Source organism: Streptomyces sp. NPDC000410 (genome assembly GCF_040300305.1).
In the GTDB taxonomy this organism is placed as follows: Bacteria; Actinomycetota; Actinomycetes; order Streptomycetales; family Streptomycetaceae; genus Streptomyces.
In genome coordinates this window covers 65,811-86,232 of record NZ_JBEPDM010000017.1, presented here as the reverse complement: position 1 = coordinate 86,232, position 20,422 = coordinate 65,811, and the positions used below count along the sequence as shown (strand labels likewise).

The 20,422-nt window shown below is 72.3% G+C and carries 12 protein-coding genes and 1 pseudogene; 5 read left to right on the top strand and 8 right to left on the bottom strand.

Going from position 1 to position 20,422, the window contains the following annotated elements:
• Positions 1–112 precede the first annotated feature (112 nt).
• A pseudogene (locus tag ABT342_RS38245) lies at positions 113–1,441 on the top strand (serine/threonine-protein kinase); the annotation flags it as partial.
• A gap of 189 nt (positions 1,442–1,630) precedes the next feature.
• On the opposite strand, the gene aceE reads toward ABT342_RS38245, so the two are convergent.
• From aceE to ABT342_RS19195, 5 genes are all read right to left on the bottom strand, one after another.
• The gene (gene aceE / locus ABT342_RS19215) at positions 1,631–4,312 is read right to left on the bottom strand and encodes a pyruvate dehydrogenase (acetyl-transferring), homodimeric type (RefSeq protein WP_351574810.1); all 2,682 of its coding nucleotides are present in this window, start codon (positions 4,310–4,312) and stop codon (positions 1,631–1,633) included.
• A 1,034-nt stretch (positions 4,313–5,346) separates the two neighbouring features.
• A complete protein-coding gene (locus ABT342_RS19210; protein ID WP_351574807.1) occupies positions 5,347–5,970 on the bottom strand; it encodes a GntR family transcriptional regulator in 624 nt (207 codons plus the stop codon).
• Between the two features lie 119 nt (positions 5,971–6,089).
• Positions 6,090–7,868 (bottom strand): 2-oxoglutarate dehydrogenase, E2 component, dihydrolipoamide succinyltransferase, encoded by a 1,779-nt coding sequence (sucB, locus tag ABT342_RS19205; RefSeq protein WP_351574805.1) that lies wholly within the window; start codon positions 7,866–7,868, stop codon positions 6,090–6,092.
• Positions 7,869–7,956: 88 nt separating this feature from the next.
• Positions 7,957–9,345, bottom strand: a complete 1,389-nt coding sequence (gene lpdA, locus ABT342_RS19200; protein ID WP_351574802.1) for a dihydrolipoyl dehydrogenase — start codon at positions 9,343–9,345, stop codon at positions 7,957–7,959.
• 383 nt (positions 9,346–9,728) lie between these two features.
• Positions 9,729–11,273 (bottom strand): leucyl aminopeptidase, encoded by a 1,545-nt coding sequence (locus tag ABT342_RS19195; protein ID WP_351574799.1) that lies wholly within the window; start codon positions 11,271–11,273, stop codon positions 9,729–9,731.
• A gap of 293 nt (positions 11,274–11,566) precedes the next feature.
• On the opposite strand from ABT342_RS19195, the gene ABT342_RS19190 reads away from it, so the two are divergent.
• The 3 genes from ABT342_RS19190 to ABT342_RS19180 are packed head-to-tail and all read left to right on the top strand — an operon-like array spanning position 11,567 to position 16,728.
• Positions 11,567–13,669: a hypothetical protein gene (locus ABT342_RS19190; protein ID WP_351574796.1), complete on the top strand. Its 2,103-nt coding sequence runs from the start codon at positions 11,567–11,569 to the stop codon at positions 13,667–13,669.
• 12 nt (positions 13,670–13,681) lie between these two features.
• Positions 13,682–15,226 carry a GT4 family glycosyltransferase PelF gene (gene pelF, locus ABT342_RS19185; RefSeq protein ID WP_351574793.1) on the top strand — a complete coding sequence of 515 codons (1,545 nt, stop codon included), beginning with the start codon at positions 13,682–13,684 and terminating at the stop codon, positions 15,224–15,226.
• On the top strand, positions 15,223–16,728 hold the full coding sequence (locus tag ABT342_RS19180) for a hypothetical protein (RefSeq protein WP_351574791.1): 1,506 nt from the start codon (positions 15,223–15,225) through the stop codon (positions 16,726–16,728). Before pelF ends, ABT342_RS19180 begins: the two co-directional genes overlap by 4 nt.
• Positions 16,729–16,737: 9 nt before the next feature.
• On the opposite strand, the gene cobS is transcribed toward ABT342_RS19180, so the two are convergent.
• The gene (cobS, locus tag ABT342_RS19175) at positions 16,738–17,517 is read right to left on the bottom strand and encodes an adenosylcobinamide-GDP ribazoletransferase (RefSeq protein WP_351574789.1); all 780 of its coding nucleotides are present in this window, start codon (positions 17,515–17,517) and stop codon (positions 16,738–16,740) included.
• Positions 17,518–17,608: 91 nt separating this feature from the next.
• On the opposite strand from cobS, the gene ABT342_RS19170 reads away from it, so the two are divergent.
• Positions 17,609–18,379 carry a hypothetical protein gene (locus ABT342_RS19170; RefSeq protein ID WP_351574786.1) on the top strand — a complete coding sequence of 257 codons (771 nt, stop codon included), beginning with the start codon at positions 17,609–17,611 and terminating at the stop codon, positions 18,377–18,379.
• Here ABT342_RS19170 and ABT342_RS19165 read toward each other — a convergent pair.
• Both ABT342_RS19165 and cobT read right to left on the bottom strand, forming a co-directional pair.
• Entirely contained in the window at positions 18,316–19,143 is an 828-nt protein-coding gene (locus tag ABT342_RS19165; protein WP_502965575.1) for a hypothetical protein, read from the bottom strand. The two genes, ABT342_RS19170 and ABT342_RS19165, sit on opposite strands and share 64 nt — an antisense overlap.
• A 103-nt stretch (positions 19,144–19,246) precedes the next feature.
• A complete protein-coding gene (gene cobT / locus ABT342_RS19160) occupies positions 19,247–20,353 on the bottom strand; it encodes a nicotinate-nucleotide--dimethylbenzimidazole phosphoribosyltransferase (protein WP_351574931.1) in 1,107 nt (368 codons plus the stop codon).
• Positions 20,354–20,422 lie beyond the last annotated feature (69 nt).

The window sequence follows — 20,422 nt, the reverse complement described above, 5'->3', positions numbered from 1 at the left end:
CCGCGGGCGCGGGCGGCGGCAACCCGGTTGTCTCGAAGGGAAGTTCGGCCCCGCATACTGGAGGGACAGCCCGGACCGGTGGGACGCCGGGCCATGACCTGGAGGGGCTGGAATGCGGGGGACGCTGCTCGGGGACAGGTATCGCCTGGGGGGACGGCTGGGCCGGGGCGGAATGGGCACGGTGTGGAGCGCCCAGGACGAGCGGATGCAGCGTGAGGTGGCGGTCAAGCTGGTCACCGCGCTTCCCCAGGTGGGCGAGCACGAGACGTTCCTCCGGTTCCGCAGGGAGATCAGGTCGGCCGCGAGCCTGCCGGGACGGCACACGGTGACCGTCCACGACTGCGGCGAGGGAACGGTCGACGACGAGCACGTGCTCTACATGGTCATGGAACGGCTGACCGGACGCACGCTGCTCCAGGCGGTCCACGAGGAACGGCCGCACTGGAGTGACGCCGTGAGCTGGGGGCACCAGGTCGCCGTGGCGCTGGACGCCGCCCACCGGCAGCGGATCGTCCACCGGGACATCAAGCCCGAGAACGTCATGTTCGCGGCGGACGGCGACATCAAGGTCCTCGACTTCGGCATCTCCAAATTCGTCGGGGACACCGTGAGGGTGAGCGGCCTCACCCGGACCGGGGTGCCGATGGGCAGCCTGCTGTACATGGCACCGGAGCAGGCCCGGGGTTCGGCGGAGGTCGACCACAGAGCCGATCTGTACTCGCTCGGCTGTCTGCTGTACTTCATGGCCACCGGACAGCCGCCGCTGCTCGCCGAGAACGTCCTGGCCCTGCTGTACATGCAGACCGAACGCACGGTGCTGCCGCCGCACGTGCTGGCCCCGGACCTGCCACCGGAGCTGAGCGCGCTGGTCATGCAGCTGCTCGAACGCGAGCCGGACGCACGGCCGGCCACCGCCGGGGAGGTGCTCGACCGGCTGAGGGAACTGCGGGTGAGCGACGCCGCCGAGGCCGCGAGCGTACGGATCGTCGAGCAGGCCCAGGCAGAGGCGGACGAGCTGCGCGCCGAGGCGCGGAAGGCCGCGCAGTCCACGCGCGCGGTGGCGGAGGCGCTCTTCGAGGAGACCCGGGCGGCGGCCGCGCAGGCCGCTGCCGACTTCGAGACGAGCCTGGCGAAGCGGCGGGAGCAGTCCGCGCGGGACCTGTTGGCGCGTCAGACGAAGGCGGAGGAGCGGCTCGCGGAGATCGAGGACCGTGCCGAGCAGCTGCGGCTGGAGGCCGAGAAGCTGCGTACGGACGCGGAGCGGCGGGCCCGTCAGACGGTGGAGACGGCGCAGCGCCAGTCCACGGACATCGTGGTCGACGCGAACGCCAAGGCGGACCGGATCCGTTCGGAATCGGAGCGCGAGCTGGCGGCGGTAACGGACCGGCGCGACTCCCTCAACGCGGCGCTGGCCAAAGTCCGCGAGCTGCTGGGCCTGCTGCTGGCCGACAGCAAGTTCATGCCGGTCGGCGAGCTCTTTCAGCAGCGTGCGACGATCCTGGACCAGCTCACCACCATCGAGCGGAGCCTCGGCGTGGCGATCGGGCGCGTGGACACCGTCGAGCGCGCTCCGGAAGACACCACTGGGGGCCGCGCCTACGGCGCGGCCCCCAAGGGATGATCACACGGCTTACAGGCCGTAGCGCTCGCGCGCGTCCTTCACCGCCGAGGCCGGGACCTCGCCGCGGCGGGCGAGCTGGGCCAGGGCCGCGACGACGATCGACTGGGCGTCGACGCCGAAGTGGCGGCGGGCCGCCTCGCGGGTGTCGGAGAGGCCGAAGCCGTCCGCGCCGAGCGAGGTGTAGTCCTGCTCCACCCACTGGGCGATCTGGTCCGGGACCTGGCGCATGTAGTCGCTCACCGCGAGCACCGGGCCCTCGGCGCCCTCGAGCGCCTGGCGTACGTACGGAACACGGTCCTCACCGCGCAGCAGCGCGGCGTCGGCCTCCAGCGCGTCGCGGCGCAGCTCGGTCCAGGAGGTCGCGGACCACACGTCGGCCGTGACGCCCCATTCGGCGGCGAGCAGCTTCTGCGCCTCGAGCGCCCAGTGGATCGCCGTACCGGAGGAGAGCAGCTGGATGCGCGGGGCGTCCGCCGGGCCCTCACCCGTGTTGAAGCGGTACAGACCGCGGACGATGCCCTCGTCGACGCCTTCCGGCTTCGCGGGCTGCGGCATCGGCTCGTTGTAGACGGTCAGGTAGTAGAAGACGTCCTCGGCGTTCTCGCCGTACATCCTCCTGAGGCCGTCCTTGACGATCGCCGCGACCTCGTACGCGAACGCCGGGTCGTACGTCAGCGCCGCCGGGTTCGTCGCCGCGATCATCGGCGAGTGGCCGTCCGCGTGCTGGAGGCCCTCACCGGTCAGCGTGGTACGACCGGCCGTCGCACCCACCAGGAAGCCCTTGCCGAGCTGGTCGCCGAGCTGCCACATCTGGTCGGCGGTCCGCTGCCAGCCGAACATCGAGTAGAAGATGTAGAAGGGGATCATCGTCTCGCCGTGCGTCGAGTACGACGTGGAGGCGGCGATGAAGTCGGCCATCGAGCCGGCCTCGGTGATGCCCTCGTTGAGGATCTGGCCGTCCTTGGCCTCGCGGTAGTACATGAGCTGGTCGCGGTCGACCGGCTCGTACGTCTGCCCCTTCGGCGAGTAGATGCCGAGCGACGGGAACAGCGACTCCATACCGAAGGTACGGGCCTCGTCGGGGACGATCGGCACCCAGCGCTTGCCGGTCTCCTTGTCCCGGATCAGGTCCTTCATCAGCCGGACGAACGCCATGGTCGTCGCGACCGACTGGGTGCCGGAGCCCTTGTCGAAGGAGGCGAAGGCCTTCTCGGACTGCGCGGGCAGCGGGCCGACCGGGTGGACGCGCCGGGCCGGGGCCGGGCCGCCGAGGGCGGCGCGGCGCTCCTGGAGGTAGCGGACCTCGGGGGAGTCGGCGCCGGGGTGACCGTAGGGGACCTTCCCGTCGGCGAACTGCGCGTCGGAGATCGGCAGCCCGAGCAGATCCCGCATCGTCTTGAACTCGTCCACCGAGAGCTTCTTCATCTGGTGGTTCGCGTTCTTGGAGGCGAAGCCCTCACCGAGGGTGAAGCCCTTGACCGTCTGGGCCAGGATCACCGTCGGGGCGCCCTTGTGCTCCAGGGCGGCCTTGTACGCGGCGTACACCTTGCGCGGCTCGTGGCCACCGCGCGAGAGGTGGAAGCACTCGAGGATCTTGTCGTCACTCAGCAGCTTCGCCATCTCGACGAGCGCCGGGTCCTTGCCGAAGAAGTCCTCGCGGATGTAGGCGGCATCCCGCGTCTGGTACGTCTGGACCTGCGCGTCCGGGACCTCACGGAGGCGGCGGACCAGGGCGCCGGTGGTGTCGAGCTGGAAGAGCTCGTCCCAGGCGTTGCCCCAGAGGGTCTTCACGACGTTCCAGCCGGCGCCGCGGAACTGGGCCTCCAGCTCCTGCACGATCTTGAAGTTGGCGCGGACCGGGCCGTCAAGGCGCTGCAGGTTGCAGTTGATGACGAAGGTCAGGTTGTCCAGGCCCTCGCGGCTGGCCAGTGCGAGTGCCGCGGTCGACTCGGGCTCGTCCATCTCGCCGTCGCCGAGGAACGCCCATACGTGGGAGTTGGAGACGTCCTTGATGCCGCGGTTCGTCAGGTAGCGGTTGAACCGCGCCTGGTAGATCGCGGACAGCGGGCCGAGACCCATGGAGACGGTCGGGAACTCCCAGAGCCAGGGCAGCCGGCGCGGGTGCGGGTAGGACGGGATGCCCTTGCCGCCCGACTCCTGGCGGAAGTTGTCGAGGTGCTCCTCGGTGAGCCGGCCGTCGAGGAAGGCGCGGGCGTAGATGCCGGGGGAGGCATGGCCCTGGATGTAGAGCTGGTCGCCGGATCCGTCGGCCTCCTTCCCGCGGAAGAAGTGGTTGAAGCCGGTCTCGTACAGCCACGCGGCGGAGGCGAAGGTCGCGATGTGACCGCCGACGCCGTGCTTGGCGCCACGGCTCACCATGGCGGCCGCGTTCCAGCGGTTCCAGGCGGTGATCCGGCGCTCCATCTCCTCGTCGCCGTCCACGGTGGGCTCGGCGCCGGTGGGGATGGTGTTGACGTAGTCCGTCTCCAGCAGCTTGGGCAGGTCCAGCCCGGCAACACCCTCGGCGTGCTGGAGGGTCCGCCGCATCAGGTACGCGGCGCGGTGCGGGCCGGCAGCCTTCGTGACGGCGTCGAGGGAGGCCGCCCATTCGGCGGTCTCTTCGGTGTCACGGTCCGGGAGCTGGTCGAGCTCACTCGGAAGTGGAAGCTTGCTGGCTGCGGGGTCGGTCATGATCGCCGCCTTCCGGAGAGGAGGGGGGTGGAGAAAAAGGGGGCCTTGTCTGGCAGGACAGGGCGGCGGGCTGGGTGCAGCCCGCCGTCGACTGTAAGTCCCTGATCGATGATCGATCAAAGGGTTGAGGGGAAAAACCTCTCAACCTGAAGAAAGTTGGCATGCGGTGCCTTGGGTGGTGGCACGGGGTGCCGTGCGATTTGGGGTCATACCGGGCGCGGGTGGCACGTCCGTGCGGGGGGCCGCTCGGATGGGCGGGCTTCTGGCAGGGGTGCGGCTGGCCTGCGGCGGGTTCCCTCGTGGGACGTGCTCGCCGTCGGCGGCGGTACGCCCGAGTGCGGGTGGGGGAGCGGCTTCCCTCGCGGAGGGTTGCTCGCCGTCGGCGACTGTACGTCCGTGCATGGCGCGCCCGGCCTGCGGCCGGGCTGGGGTTCCCACCCGCACCACCCGTGCGAGTAGGGGGGGGCAGGTGCGGGCCTTCCTGTGGGGCGTGCTCGCCGTCGGCGGCTACACGGTCCAGCCGCGGCCGTAGGGCTCGAAGCGGTGGGCGCCACCTCGCATGCCGTGCGGAGGGGCCGTGCAGGGTCGGCCCCGCAGGCGTTGGAGGGAGACCTGGGTGCGCAACCTGGGGGCCGTTCTGCCGCCGACGCCGAGGAGTCGAGCCTGGAGGAGCCCCGGGGCCCGTAAGCAACCGGCCTGGCCGGGCCCGACGTACCCGAGCCGCGCCCGGGAGCCCGTACGGAGCGAGCTCGACGGGCGCGACGGGCCCGCGCCGCGCCGGGGAACCCGTACGCACCGACCCGGCCGGGCCCGACGTACCCGGGCCGCGCCCGGGAGCCTGTACGCGCCGGCCTCGTAGGGCCCGACGTACTCGCGCCGCGCCGGGGAACCCGTACGCACCGACCCGGCCGGGCCCGACGTACCCGCGCGCCCGGAACCCGTACGTACCGAGCTCGTCGGATCCCGTGGCGGCCCAGGAACCCGTACGCACCGGCCTCGTACGGCCCGACGTACCCCGTGGTCCCCCCGGGAGGCTACGCGCGGGGGGCGCAGCCCAGGACGTGGGCCTTGACCAGGAGGCCGATCTGCGGGTCGCGGCGGCGGAAGGCCGCGACAAGGGCCTCGTGCTCCTCCGCGTAGGACTTCTGCTTCGTGCCCAGCCACCGGATCGACAGCGCCGTGAAGACCTCGATCCCCAGGCCCTCCCACGTGTGCAGCAGCACGCCGTTCCCCGCCGCCTTCACCAACTCCCGGTGGAAGGCCACCGTGTGACGCACCTGGGCCGTGCCGTCGGCAGCCCGGTCCGCCTCGTACAGCGCCGCCACATGCGGCTCCAGCGCCGAGCAGTCGTCCGCCAGCCGCTCCGCGGCCAGCTCCGCCGCGATCTGCTCCAGGCCCGCCCGGACGGGGTAGCTCTCCTCCAGGTCCGCCGCCGTCAGATTCCGTACGCGTACACCCTTGTTGGGCGCCGACTCGATCAGCCGCAGCGACTCCAGCTCGCGCAGAGCCTCCCGTACGGGCGTCTGGCTCACCGCGAGCTCCGTCGCGATGCGACGCTCGACGATCCGCTCGCCCGGCTTCCAGCGGCCGCTGACGATGCCCTCCACGATGTGCTCGCGGATCTGATCGCGCAGCGAGTGGACGACGGGGACGGTCATGGAGCGCTCCTTCAAGAAGAGAAGACCTCTAGACAATACGGCGGCGCCCCCGCCCGGAAGTACTCCCGGTCGGGGGCGCCGCTGGTGAGACGCGTTACACGCGGTGCTCAGACGTGTGCTCAGAGGCCGAGCTCGACCTCGAACTCACCGGCCTCCAGGATCGCCTTGACCGCCGTCAGGTAACGGGCGGCGTCGGCGCCGTCCACCAGTCGGTGGTCGTAGGAGAGCGCCAGGTACGTCATGTCGCGGACCGCGATCGTCTCGCCCAGCTCCGGGTGGTTGATGACCACCGGACGCTTGACGGTGGCGCCGATGCCCAGGATGCCCACCTGGTTCGGCGGCACGATGACCGTGTCGAACAGCGCACCGCGCGAGCCGGTGTTGCTGATCGTGAAGGTCGCGCCGGAGAGCTCGTCCGGGGTGATCTTGCTGGCCCGGACCTTGCCCGCCAGGTCGGCGGTGGCCTTGGCGATACCCGCCAGGTTGAGGTCGCCCGCACCCTTGATGACCGGGGTCATCAAGCCCTTCTCGGAGTCCACGGCGATGCCGATGTTCTCCGTGTCGAAGTAGGTGATGGTGCCCTCGTCCTCGTTGATCCGGGCGTTGACGACCGGGTAGGCCTTCAGCGCCTGGGCCGCCGCCTTCACGAAGAACGGCATCGGGGACAGCTTGACGCCCTCGCGGGCGGCGAAGGAGTCCTTCGCCTTGGCGCGCAGTCGCATCAGCTTGGTGATGTCGACCTCGACGACCGAGGTCAGCTGGGCCTGGCCGTGCAGCGCCTTCATCATGTTGTCGCCGATGACCTTGCGCATGCGCGTCATCTTGACCGTCTGGCCACGCAGCGGGGAGACCTCCAGGGCGGGGGCCTTCGCGGCGGCGGCCGGAGCGGCGGCGGCAGCGGCGGGAGCCGGGGCAGCGGCGGCGGCCTTGGCGGCCTCCGCGGCGGCGATGACGTCCTGCTTACGGATACGGCCACCGACGCCGGTGCCCTTGACCGTGGACAGGTCCACACCGCTCTCGGAGGCGAGCTTGCGCACCAGCGGGGTGACGTACGCACCCTCGTCCGCGACCGACGGAGCCGGGGCGGCCGGGGCGGCGGGAGCCACCGGGGCGGGAACGGCGGCCGGTGCCGGGGCGGCAGCGGCAGGCGCGGCCTGGACCGGAGCGGGCGCCGCGGCCGGAGCCGCCGGGGTGGCAGGCGCGGCCGGGGCAGCGGCCGGAGCCGCAGCAGGGGCCGGAGCCGCGGCGGCGGGGGCTGCCGGAGCAGCCGGAGCGGCACCGGGGGCGCCGATCACGGCGAGCTTCGCGCCGACCTCGGCGGTCTCGTCCTCGCCGACGACGATCTCCAGCAGCACGCCGGCGACCGGCGCGGGGATCTCGGTGTCGACCTTGTCCGTGGAGACCTCGAGCAGCGGCTCGTCCTCCGCGACCTCCTCGCCGACCTCCTTCAGCCAGCGGGTGACGGTGCCCTCGGTGACCGACTCGCCCAGCGCGGGCAGGACGACGTCGGTGCCGGAGGCGCCACCGGCCGGAGCGGCGGGGGCGGCGGCGGGGGCCGGAGCCGCGGGGGCGGCCTCGGCGGCGGGGGCCGCGGCCGGGGCGGCCGGAGCCGCGGGGGCCTCGGCAGCCGCCGGGGCCGGGGCGGCAGCGGGCGCGCCCGTGCCGTCATCGATGATCGCCAGCTCGGCGCCGACCTCGACGGTCTCGTCCTCGGCCACCTTGATGGAAGCGAGGACACCGGACGCCGGGGCGGGGATCTCGGTGTCGACCTTGTCGGTCGAGACCTCGAGCAGCGGCTCGTCGGCCTCGACGCGCTCGCCCTCGGCCTTCAGCCAGCGAGTGACGGTGCCCTCGGTGACGCTCTCTCCGAGCGCCGGAAGGGTTACGGAAACCGGCATGGTTTCGGTTGCTCCTTACGAATGTGCGGTAGTGGTCGTCGCGCCCGTTACTGCGCTGTCCGGGGTGCGGATCCCCGGATGCCCAGAACTAGTCGTGGGCGTGCAGCGGCTTGCCCGCCAGAGCGAGGTGCGCCTCGCCGAGCGCCTCGTTCTGCGTCGGGTGCGCGTGGATGAGCTGCGCGACCTCGGCCGGCAGGGCCTCCCAGTTGTAGATCAGCTGCGCCTCGCCGACCTGCTCGCCCATACGGTCACCGACCATGTGAACGCCGACCACGGCGCCGTCCTTGACCTGGACGAGCTTGATCTCACCCGCGGTCTTCAGGATCTTGCTCTTGCCGTTGCCCGCGAGGTTGTACTTCAGAGCGACGACCTTGTCCGCGCCGTAGATCTCCTTGGCCTTGGCCTCGGTGACACCGACGGAGGCGACCTCGGGGTGGCAGTACGTCACCCGCGGCACACCGTCGTAGTCGACCGGGACGGGCTTCAGACCGGCCAGGCGCTCGGCGACCAGGATGCCCTCGGCGAACCCGACGTGCGCGAGCTGGAGGGTCGGGACGAGGTCGCCGACGGCGGAGATGGTCGGAACGTTGGTCTGCATGTACTCGTCCACGAGGACGTAGCCGCGGTCCATGGCGACCCCGGCCTCCTCGTAGCCCAGGCCCTGCGAGACCGGGCCGCGGCCGACGGCCACCAGGAGCACCTCGGCCTCGAAGGTCTTGCCGTCGGCGAGGGTGACGCGGACGCCGTTCTCCGTGTACTCGGCCTTCTCGAAGAAGGTGCCGAGGTTGAACTTGATGCCGCGCTTGCGGAAGGCCCGCTCGAGCAGCTTCGAGCTGTTCTCGTCCTCGACCGGGACGAGGTGCTTCAGGGCCTCGATGATCGTGACGTCGGTGCCGAAGGACTTCCACGCGGACGCGAACTCGACGCCGATGACGCCGCCGCCCAGCACGATCGCGGACTGCGGGACGCGGTCCAGGACCAGGGCGTGGTCCGAGGAGATGATGCGGTTTCCGTCGATGGTCAGACCCGGCAGGGACTTCGGTACGGATCCCGTCGCGAGGAGGACGTGGCGGCCCTGGATGCGCTGACCGTTGACGTCGACGGAGGTCGGCGAGGACAGCCGGCCCTCGCCCTCGATGTACGTCACCTTGCGGGAGGCGATCAGACCCTGCAGACCCTTGTAGAGCCCGGAGATCACCTCGTCCTTGTACTTGTGTACAGCGGGGACGTCGATGCCCTCGAAGGTGGCCTTGACGCCGAACTGCTCGCTCTCGCGGGCCTGGTCGGCGATCTCGCCGGCGTGCAGCAGGGCCTTGGTGGGGATGCATCCACGGTGCAGGCAGGTGCCGCCGACCTTGTCCTTCTCGATCAGGGCGACGTCCAGGCCCAGCTGCGCTCCGCGCAGGGCCGCGGCGTAACCACCGCTACCACCGCCGAGGATCACTAGGTCGAAAACGGTGCTGGCGTCGTTCGCCACGTCACGTCCTCCATGCATGTGCGCCGGGCGCCGGTCGAGCATGACCGGGCGGCGGCTGGTGTTCGGCCGCTTATCTTCGGCCCTGTGGTGGGGGCCCTGTCCTGCCGAGAACCCATCTTCGCACTTGTTGACGGGAGGCGGGACGCGGGGCCGGGGTCTGGGACGGCGGTTCCGTCGTCCCCGGCGGTTACCGACCCGTATGAACCTACGGATTTCGTCGAAGGCGAACGGTTGCGCGACCGCGACTATTCCTGAGACCTGCTGATATTCCTGAGATCTGCTGACAGCACGCGGCGCGGGGCCCCACGCTCCGGGGCCCCGCCGGGCCGGGGCGGAACGGGCGGTACCCCGCCCCCGCCCCGCCCCCCGCGCGGTCCTGCGCGTCAGCCCAGGTCGCCCGACGCCGTGCGTTCGGCCAGCTTGACCAGCGTCCGGACCGCGGAACCCGTGCCGCCCTTCGGGGTGTAGCCGAACGGCGCGCCCTCGTGGAAGGCGGGCCCGGCGATGTCGAGGTGGGCCCAGGTGATGCCCTCGCCGACGAACTCCTTCAGGAACAGGCCGGCCACCAGGCCGCCGCCCATCCGCTCGCCCATGTTGGCGATGTCGGCGGTCGGCGAGTCCATGCCCTTGCGCAGGTCCGACGGGAGCGGCATCGGCCAGGAGTCCTCGCCGGCCTCCTCCGCGAGCTCATGGATGGTCGTACGAAACGCGTCGTCGTTCGCCATGATCCCGAACCGGCGGTGGCCCAGCGCCAGCACCATCGCTCCGGTCAGGGTCGCCACGTCCACGATCGCGTCCGGGTTCTCCTCCGACGCCTTGGTGAGCGCGTCGGCGAGCACCAGCCGGCCCTCGGCGTCGGTGTTGAGCACCTCCACCGTCTTGCCGCTGTACATGCGCAGGACGTCACCGGGGCGGGTGGCGGTGCCCGACGGCATGTTCTCGGCGAGCGCGAGCCAGCCGGTGACGTTCACCTCCAGGCCGAGCCGGGCGGCCGTGACGACCGCGGCGAACACCGCGGCGGCGCCGCTCATGTCGCACTTCATCGTCTCGTTGTGACCGGCCGGCTTCAGGGAGATGCCGCCCGAGTCGTAGGTGATGCCCTTGCCGATGAAGGCGAGGGTCTTCTCGGCCTTGGGATGCGTGTACCCGAGCCGGACCAGCCGCGGGCCGTTGGCCGCGCCCTGGCCGACGCCCAGGATGCCGCCGTAGCCGCCCTTCTCGAGCGCCTTCTCGTCGAGCACCTGCACCTTGATGCCGTGCTCCTTGCCGGCGGCGGTGGCGACGGCGGCGAACGACTCCGGGTAGAGGTCGTTCGGCGGGGTGTTGACCAGGTCGCGGGCCCGGTTGAGCTCCTCGGTCAGCGCGATCGACCGCTCGGCCGCGGCCTTGAACGCCTTGTCGCGCGGCTTGGTGCCCAGCAGGGCGACCTCGGCCAGCGGCTGCTTCCTGCCGCCGTTCCCGTCCTTGCCGTCCTTACCGCCCTTGGCGTTCGTGTTCTGGTACGCGGTGAAGGCGTACGCGCCCAGCAGCGCGCCCTCCGCGATCGCCTCGGCGTCCTCGGCGGCCTCGATCGGCAGGGCGAACGCGGCCTTCTTCGTCCCGGACAGCGCCCGTGCGGCGGACCCGGCGGCGCGCCGCAGCGACTCCGCCGTGTACGCCTCGTCCTTTTCGGGTGCCGCGCCGAGGCCGACCGCGACCACGACCGGTGCCTTCAGCCCCGACGGCGCGGGCAGCTTGGTCACCTCGCCCTCGGCACCGCCGGCGCCGAGCGTCTCCAGGACGGAGGCGAGCTTTCCGTCGAACGCCTTGTCCACGGCCTCGGCGCCGGCGGCGACGACCGGGCCCTTGGCGCCCTTCGCCACACCGACGACGATCGCGTCGGCGCGCACCGTCGCAGCGCCGGCAGTGCTGAGAGTGAGAGCAGTCACGGTGGTGAAATCTCGCTTCCGTTGAGTTCCATGGCCGAAAGAGGTGGGGTCGGCCGCCCGGCGCATCGTAAGGCGGGCGGTCCGGCGCGCCTGACCCGAGCCTACGCGCGACTGCCGTGTTCGCTCAGGGCAGCCGAGATTCACCCATCAGTGGTGTCTTCGACACGATGACCGAACAGGCAGTGAGTCCTGCGTCACACTCGGACCAATTGAGCAAGCCAACAAGACGTTGCTTTGCATGATTTCCACAGATCCTCCGCGGATTCTCCCGGGAGGTTCCGAGGGGGGAAACGATGGCCAACGCATTCAGTCCTGACGCGCGCCCGCTCACGCGCCGCCGCGGTACGCGCAGACCCGCCGGGCGCGGCACCGCCGTGGTCGCGCTCACCGCTTCCGCGCTGCTGGCGGCGGTGCTTCCCGCCGTGCCGGCCACGGCCGCCGCGCCGGTGCCGCGGATCGACCTGAAGGTCCTCGTCGTCGACGACGGTGGGGAGTCGGTTGCCGCGGTCACCTCCGAGCTGCGCGGCACCGGCGTCCCGTACAGCGTCGTCGACCTGGACGACCCGGGCCGCCCGCAGATCACCCCGGGGTTCCTGAGCGACACCGTGAGCGGCCGTCCGCGCGCCAAGTACCAGGGCGTGGTGCTCCCGAACGAGGCGCCGTTCGGGACCGACCCCACGGGCGCCGCCGAGCAGGCCGCCCTCGTCGCGTACGAGAAGACCTTCGGCATCCGCCAGGTCGACGCGTACACCTGGGCGCATCCCGGCGTCGGGCTCGACTACACGAGCGACGGCGGCTGGGCAGGGACGCTCGACGGCGCCGCGGCCGCCGTGACCCCGGCGGGCCGCTCGGGCCCCTTCGGGTACCTCGACGGGGCGCTCACCTTCGAGGACAACGCGCCGACGGTCGGTGAGAGTTACGGCTATCTGGGCCGCCCGCGCGAGGGCTTCACCAGCTACGTCGACGCCCCCGTCCCGGACACGGGCGGCCGGGCCAGCCTGGTCGGCGAGTACGCCCACGACGGGCGCCGTGAGCTCGTCGTGACGTTCGCGTACAACCAGCACCAGCGGCAGTTCAGGCTGCTGGCGCGCGGCATCGTCGAATGGCTCACCCAGGGCGTCCACCTCGGCCAGAGCCGCAACTACTTCTCCGTCCACGTCGACGACGTCTTCGCGCCCGACGCCCGCTGGGACACCGAGCGCAACTGCACCCCCGGCGACATCGACTGCGCGGGCCCCGGCGGCGAACAGACCCCCGACATCCGGATGACCGCCGACGACGCCCGTTACGCCGCCGCCTGGCAGCGCTCCGCGGGCTTCACCCTCGACATGGTCCACAACGCGGGCGCGGGCGAGGAGTGGAAGGCCGAGCACGGAGGCAGCGACCCGCTCGCCGCCCAGCTCCTCGCCGACAAGGCGCAGTACCGCTGGGTCAACCACACCTACACCCACCCCTTCCTGGGCTGTGTCCAGGACGTCTCGGTCGTGCCCTGGCGGTGCGCCAAGAACGCCGACGGCACGACGCGGTACATGAGCCGCGCCGAGATCGCAGCCCAGATCCGCGACAACCACAACTGGGCCGTCCGTAACGGCCTCCCGGTCGACCGCACCGAACTCGTCACCGGCGAGCACTCGGGCCTGCGCGTCCTGCCGCAGCAGCCCGACGACAACCCGAACCTGGCGGGAGCGCTCGCCGACACCGGGGTCACCTGGATCGCCAGCGACAACTCGCGCGACCCGCAGCAGCGTTCCGTCGGCACCGCCCGCACCGTCCCGCGCCACCCGATGAACGTGTACTACAACACGGGCACGGCCGCCGAGATGGCCGACGAGTACAACTGGATCTACACCTCGAAGGCCGACGGCGGCAGCGGAATCTGCGAGACGAACCCGGCGTCCACCTGCCTCCCCGCGCCCCTGGACCCGGCCACCGGATACGCGACGCACATCGTGCCGCAGGAGGTCAGGACCGCCCTCGGCCATGTCATCGCCGGTGACCCGCGCCCCCACTACGTCCACCAGTCCAACCTCGCCGAGGAGCGCATCCTCTACCCCGTCCTCGACCGGGTGCTCGCCGACTACCGTGCCCTGTTCGCCGACAGCACCCCGCTCGTGAACCCGCGCCATCGCGAGGTCGGCACGGAGCTGAACCGCCGCGCCGCCTGGCAGCAGGCGCTCGCGGGCGGCAAGGTCACGGCGTACCGCATCGGCACCACGGTCACCGTCCAGGCCCCGTCCGGAGTCGCGGTCCCCGTCACGGCCCCCGAGGGCACGCGCAAGCAGCACCTGCTCGGCACCACCGTCTTCGGCACGCCGTACGCGGGGCAGCGGTCCGCCTGGACCGGGCCGGAGCTGCTCCAGACCGCCGTCACGCTGCGGCTGCCCGCCACGACGTGACGAGTGGATGCGATGAGTGACGGATGCCGTCATGTCACGATGCTCACCGAAGGCACCTATCCGCACGTCCACGGAGGCGTGAGCACCTGGTGCGACCAGCTCGTGCGCGGCATGCCCGAGGTCGGGTTCACGGTCGTCGCCCTCACCGGCAGCGGCCGTGAGCCCGTCACCTGGGAGCTGCCTCCCAACGTCGTCCGGCACACGGTCGTACCACTGTGGGGGCCGCGGCCGCCCGGACGGGCCCGCGCCCCGTTCGGCGCGGCAGCCCGCCGCCGCTTCCTCGGCGCGTACGAGCGCTTCCTGCTGTCGATACTCGACCCGGACGCGCACTGCGACTTCGGCACCGGACTCGACGAGCTGGCCGAGCAAGCGCGTGCGGGGAGGCTCTCGGCAGCCCTGCGCACCGAGGCCGCCGTCCGCACCCTGATGTGGATCTGGACCATGCCGCACCTGCCGACCGCCGAGGCCCGCCCCACCGTTCACGACGCCCTGACCGCCATCGATCTGCTCGAGCACGCGCTGCGCCCGCTCGTGGCCCGGATACCCGAGGACAGCGTCGCCCACGCGGTCAGCGCCGGACTCGCCACGCTACCCGCGCTCGCCGCGAAACGCCTGGACGGTGTGCCCTTTCTCCTCACCGAACACGGCATCTATCTGCGCGAGCGCTATCTCGGCCACCGCGCCGAGGCCGCGGCCGGCCGGCGCTGGCCGGTCAAGGCCCTGATGCTCGGCTTCTACCGCGAGCTCAACACCCTGGGCTACCGGCGGGCCGACCTGATCACGCCGTGCAACCAGTACAACCGCCGCTGGGAGGAGCGCGGCGGGGCCCGTGGCGACCGTATCCGTACCGTCTACAACGGCGTCGATCCGCACGCCTTCCCGCATGCCGGACCCGAGCCGCCCGTACCCACCCTGAGCTGGGCCGGCCGGATCGACCCGATCAAGGACCTGGAGACCCTGATACGGGCCTACGCCCTGGCCAGGGCCGAACTGCCCGCGCTGCGGCTGCGGTTGTTCGGGGGAGTCCCGGCGGGCGGGGAGTGGTACCGGACCCGGCTGGAGAAGCTCGCCGCGGAGCTGGGCGTCGCCGACGGGATCGGCTGGGAGGGCCGCGTGGACGATGTGGCCCGCGCGTACGCCGCCGGGCATGTGGTGATGCTCTCCAGCATCAGCGAGGGCTTCCCCTTCTCGATCATCGAGGCCATGTCGTGCGGCAGGACGACCGTGTCGACGGACGTGGGCGGCGTACGGGAGGCCGTCGGCGACACCGGTCTCGTCGTCCCGCCCCGCGAGCCGAAGGCACTGGCCGCGGCGGCCCTGGAGCTGCTGCGGGACGACCGGCGTCGCGCCGAGCTGGGCCGGCGGGCCCGGCAGCGGGTCATCGACCGCTTCACCCTGCGGCGTTCGGTGGACGCCTTCCGCGAGATCTACCGGGAGCTGGCCGGGGCACCGGGCGCGGTGTACGAGCCGCCGCTCGTCGAGACCGTCGACGACTGGACACTGGAGCTGAGGGATCCGTGGTACCGGGAGCTCGCGTCGGACGGAAGCGCCTGGTGAGGAGAGCGACCCCGAGCTGGGCCGTGCGCCGGGGCGCCGACCCGGTCGACGAACTCGCCGAGCAGCTGGACGACTTCATCGCGGCGGCCGTCCACCCGGACGAGATCGCCGCCCTGCTGGAGTCCGAAGGGCTGACCGACGAGCAGATACGGCTCCGCTACGGCCGCGAGGACTCGTTCGCGCTGGCGGAGGAGCTGTACGGGCGGGTCGAGCGCCGCTACCCGGAGCCGGTGACCCAGCCCGCAGGCCTTCCGGGCCCCACGCTCCTCGCCTGCCTGCTGCGCGGCCTGATCTTCGCGCTCCCCGGGCTCGGTTACGTCCTCGCCGCGCCGCCTCTCTCCGACGTGATCCCGCTCCTGGCGGGTGGACTGGCCGCCTGGGCGTGGAACCAGGCCCTCGCCCACCGCGCCTACGCGTGGCTCGGCCTGGGCGACCGCGCGGCGGCACGCCGGGCGCTGCTCGTGGGCGCCCCCCTGGGCGTCCTCTTCAGCACGGCCGCGTCCTTCGCCGCCGGCCCGGCCCTGCTCTTCGTGGCGGTCCAGTCCCTCTACCTGGCGGCGGCGACGGTCCTCCTGGTCCTGTCCCACGACCGCGCGCTGCTGTGCGCGTTGCTGCCGCTGGTGGGGGGTGCGGTGGTCGTGGTGTTCCACCCGCTGCCGCCCTGGGCGCGGGCGGCCCTGCTCCTGACCTCCGTGACCGCGGCGACGGCCTTCGCGGCGGGGGCGACCGCACGTCCATGCCGGACCGGGGTTTCCACCCGCAAGACCCGCGCCACCCGCGCGCGCCGGAGGTCGGGCGCGGACCTCCCCGAGGTGTCCGCAGGTATCGCCCCGGCCCCATGCGACCGAGCCCGTGTGCCCGGGGAAGCCGCGCGGCCCGACCCGTCCGGACGCGGCGCACCCCGCAGCGCCGAAGGGGCCGCACGTATCGCCCCGGACCGTCGGGCGGGGGCGCGTGCGGGCAGGGATGCCGCGCGGAGCGGGCCCTCCGTCATCGCGTCCCTGCCGCACGGGATCTTCGGGCTCGGGGCCGGCGGGATGGTCCTCCATGTCGCCCTGGACACCCCGGCGTTCGCCGTGGCGCTGACGCTCGGCATGGGGCCCGCCGAGTGGCTGCTGCACCGGCTGCGCGTGGACAGCCTCGCCGGGCTGCGGGGCAGCACGACACCGGGTGCCTTCCGCGCGGCGGTCGCCGCACATCTGGCCCGCTGCCTCGCCGGGTACTTGGGCGCGCTGCTCAGCCTCGTCGGTGCCGCGCTGTTGCTGTGGCCGGCGGGCGGCGGGGAGCCTGCCGGGGTGCTGCTGCTCGGGGTCGCGCTGTGGGCGGCGCTGCTGCTCCAGGCGTTCGGCACGGTGCTCAGCGCCGCCCTGGTGTGCTGTGCGGCGGCGCTCGCCGCCACCCTGGTCCCCGCCGCGGCGCCCCTCGTCGTGCCTGCGGTGGCCGCCGCCGTCCTCTTCGGGCAGGCGTGCGCTCTGCTGGGCCGGATCACGGCCCACCGCTGAGCCCCGGCGTCAGCCGGTCCCCAGCGTCAGCGCGACGAGCGCCACCGTGGCCCCCGTCTCCGCCAGCGCGCCGAACACGTCCCCCGTCACCCCGCCGAAGCGCCGTACGCAGTGCCGCAGCAGCAACTGGGCGGCGGCGAGCGCCGCCACGACGGCGCATGCGTGCCGCACCGCCGCGTACGGGCCGAACAGCGCCCCCGCGGCCGCGCACCCGGCGGCGACCAGGACCGTCACCATGAGGGCGTGACGTACCGGCACGGTCTCGGCGACCGCCGCGCCCAGGCCCTCCGGGCGGGCCGCCGGCACCCCCGTACGGCAGGCGAGGGTGAGGCCGAGGCGTGCCACGACCCCCGCCAGCGCCGCCGCCACCGCGCCGTACGCCCAGCCGCCCCGCCCGTACAGCTCGTACAGGGCCGCGATCTGCGCCAGCAGTACGAACACGATGGTGATCACGCCGAACGGTCCGATGTCCGACTGCTTCATGATCCGCAGCGCGTCCTCGGCGGGCTTGGCGCTGCCCAGCCCGTCGGCGGTGTCGGCGAGCCCGTCCAGGTGCAGCCCGCGCGTGAGGGCCGCCGGTACGGCCACGGAGGCCACCGCCGCGAGCAGCGGCCCCGCGCCCAGGACCAGCAGCAGTCCGCCCAGCGCCGCCGCGCAGAGGCCGACGACCAGCCCGGCGAGCGGGGCGCAGAGCATTCCGGCGCGCGCCGCGTCACGGTCCCAGCGGGTCACCCGGACCGGCAGCACCGTGAGGGTGCCGAAAGCGAACCGTATGCCGTCTGTCGTCATCGTGCTGTCTTCATCGAGGTCACCGCGCGCAGGGTAGTCGGTCCGCCCCGGCGGTAAATTGCGCGTAACGGACGAAACGGGAGCGGGTGGCATGGGTCACTGGTTTTACCGCAACATCGTGGAGCCGGGAAAGCTCCCCCTGCTCCTCGCGCTGGCCTCGTTCGTGCTGACCTTCCTCATCACACGGATGGTCACCCGGCTGATCAGAGCGGGGAAAGGGCCGTTCCGCAACGTCAGCTCCGGCGGACTGCACATCCACCACGTCGTCCCCGGTGTCCTCCTGACCGTCGTCGGCGGTTTCGGGGCGGTCGCCACCAGCAGACACGACGGCCCCGGCGTCTACGTCTTCGCCGTGATCTTCGGGATGGGCGCCGGACTCGTCCTCGACGAGTTCGCGCTGATCCTCCACCTGGACGACGTCTACTGGACCGAGGCCGGGCGCCAGAGCGTGGAGGTCGTGGTGCTCACCACGGCGCTCCTCCTGCTCACCCTCGGAGGGTTCGCACCGCTGGGCGTCAACGACCTGACCGAGGACGAACGGGACGACCGCCGGGTCTTCCTGCTCACGCTCGCCGCCAATTTCGCCTTCGTCCTCGTCAGCCTCTTCAAGGGGAAGCTCCGCATGGCGATCATCGGCACGCTGGTGCCGTTCGTGGCGATCGTCGGAGCCCTCAGACTGGCCCGGCCCACGTCGCCGTGGGCCAAGCGCCTCTACCGCTCGCGGCCCCGGGCCCGCGCCCGGTCGGTGCTGCGCGCCTTCCACCACGACCGCCGCTGGAGCGGACCGCGACGGAGATTTCAGGACCTGATCGGCGGCACACCGGACTCGACGCCGCCGCCCGACGCCCCGGACCGGCGGTGAGCCAGGGCGGAGCCCGAGGCCTCAGAGGTACCGGACGAGGTGCCAGAGGTACCGGACGACGTACCCGAGGCGCCGGACGACGTACCCGAGGCGCCGGACGAGGTGGCTGAGAAGCGCGACGACAGCGAGGAGACCGCGCAGACCAGCAGCACGGCGACGATCGCCGCCAGATGTTCCTTGCCCGCCAGATTGGACTTGACGAACACCTCGACGACCATCGCGACGATCACCAGGTTCATCGTCAACCACGCCCGGTGGCGGAAGCAGACGTACACCGCGAGCCCGACCACCGCCGCCGAGGGGCCGGTGTCCACGACGCGCGCGTCCGAGCCGGGCAGCCCGAGCGGACTGTCCGGGCCGAGCCAGATCCCGAGCCGCGCGTACGTCGTCCCGGCGAGCGTGGCCAGGTACGCGACCACGAGCGTCCGCCGCCGCCCCATACAGATCTCGGCGATCCCGAACACCACCAGCACCTGTGCGAGCGCGCCCCATACCGGCAGGTCGAGGGCCGGTACGAAGAGCGAGAGCGGCGTACGGAGCAGCGCGAGCCAGAGCGGGTCCTCGGCGCGCACCGAACCGAGGCCGTGGACCGGCCCGTAGCCCCAGGACTGGTTCTGGACGAGCTGGCACAGCGCGGTGAGACAGACCGCGGTCAGGGCCATCGGGACGGCTCGCCACCGCTTCGCGGCGAGCGCGGTCCTCACGGCCCCGTACAGCGAGCCCCACTCGCGGCGCGCGAACGCGCGCGCTCCGGTCATGGCCATGAATCGCGGCTCCAGGATGGATGGTCTTGTATCGCTGAAGACCGATCCGAACACCGCGAAGTTGACTGGTACGGGAGTGGCGCCGATCTCGTACCCGGCCGGGTCAGCCCTCCTGCTGCTTCTGCTGCTCCGGAAGCTCGGGCTCCGCGGGCTGCTCGGGCTGCTCGGGCTCCGCGGGCCGCTCCGGAAGCTCGGCGACGAGCGCCGCGGACGCCCGGACGAGGGGGAGCGCGAGCAGGGCCCCGGTCCCTTCCCCGACCGTGACCCCGTGGTCGAGCAGCGGGTTGAGCGCCATCCGGTCCAGCGCCTTCGCCTGCGCCGGCTCGCCGCTGACCTGGCCCGCCAGCCACCAGTCCGGGGCCCGGAACGCGGCCCGCTGCGCCACCAGCGCAGACGCCGCCGACACGACACCGTCCAGGATCACCGGCATCCGGCGCACCGCGGACTGCAACAGGAACCCGGTCATCGCGGCCAGATCCGCACCGCCCGCCACCGCCAGCAGCTGGAGCTGGTCACCCAGGACGGGCCGGGCGCGGCGCAGCGCGTCACGGATCGCCGCGCACTTGCGCATCCACGCCAGATCGTCGATCCCGGCGCCGCCGCGGCCCGTCACGACCGAGGCGTCCGTACCGCACAGCGCGGCGATGAGAGCGGAGGCGGCCGTCGTCCCGCCGACGCTGACGTCGCCCAGCACCACCAGGTCGGTGCCGGAGTCGGCCTCCTCGTCGGCGATCGCCATCCCGAGGCGCACGGCCTGCTCGGCCTCTTCCGTGGTGAGGGCGTCCTCGATGTCGATCCGTCCGCTGCCGCGCCGGACCCGGTGCCGTACGACGTCCTCGGGAAGCACTCCCGGATCGCAGTCGAGCCCCGCGTCGACGACCCGCACGGGCACGTCCAGCGCGCGGGCCAGCACCGCGACGGGGCTGGCCCCTTCCAGCACGGACCGCACCAACTCGTGCGCGGTACCCGCGGGCCGCCCGGACACGCCCAGCTCCGCCACCCCGTGATCCGCGGCGAACACGACCACCCGCGGTCGCTCGATCACCTTCACCGGGACGGCCCCCTGTGCGGCCGACAGCCACTCACCCAGCTCATCCAGCCGCCCCAGCGCACCGGGCGGGACGGCCAGCCGCTCCCGGCGTTCCTCGGCATCGCGCCGCATGCCGCTGTCGGGGCGCTCGATCAGATCGGAGAAGTCGTCGAGATTCAGCGAGCTCATTCGCCGAACAGTACCGGCCTTGGGGTGGGGCGCCTGCGGCGGGCTTTTCTCCCCGCCCCG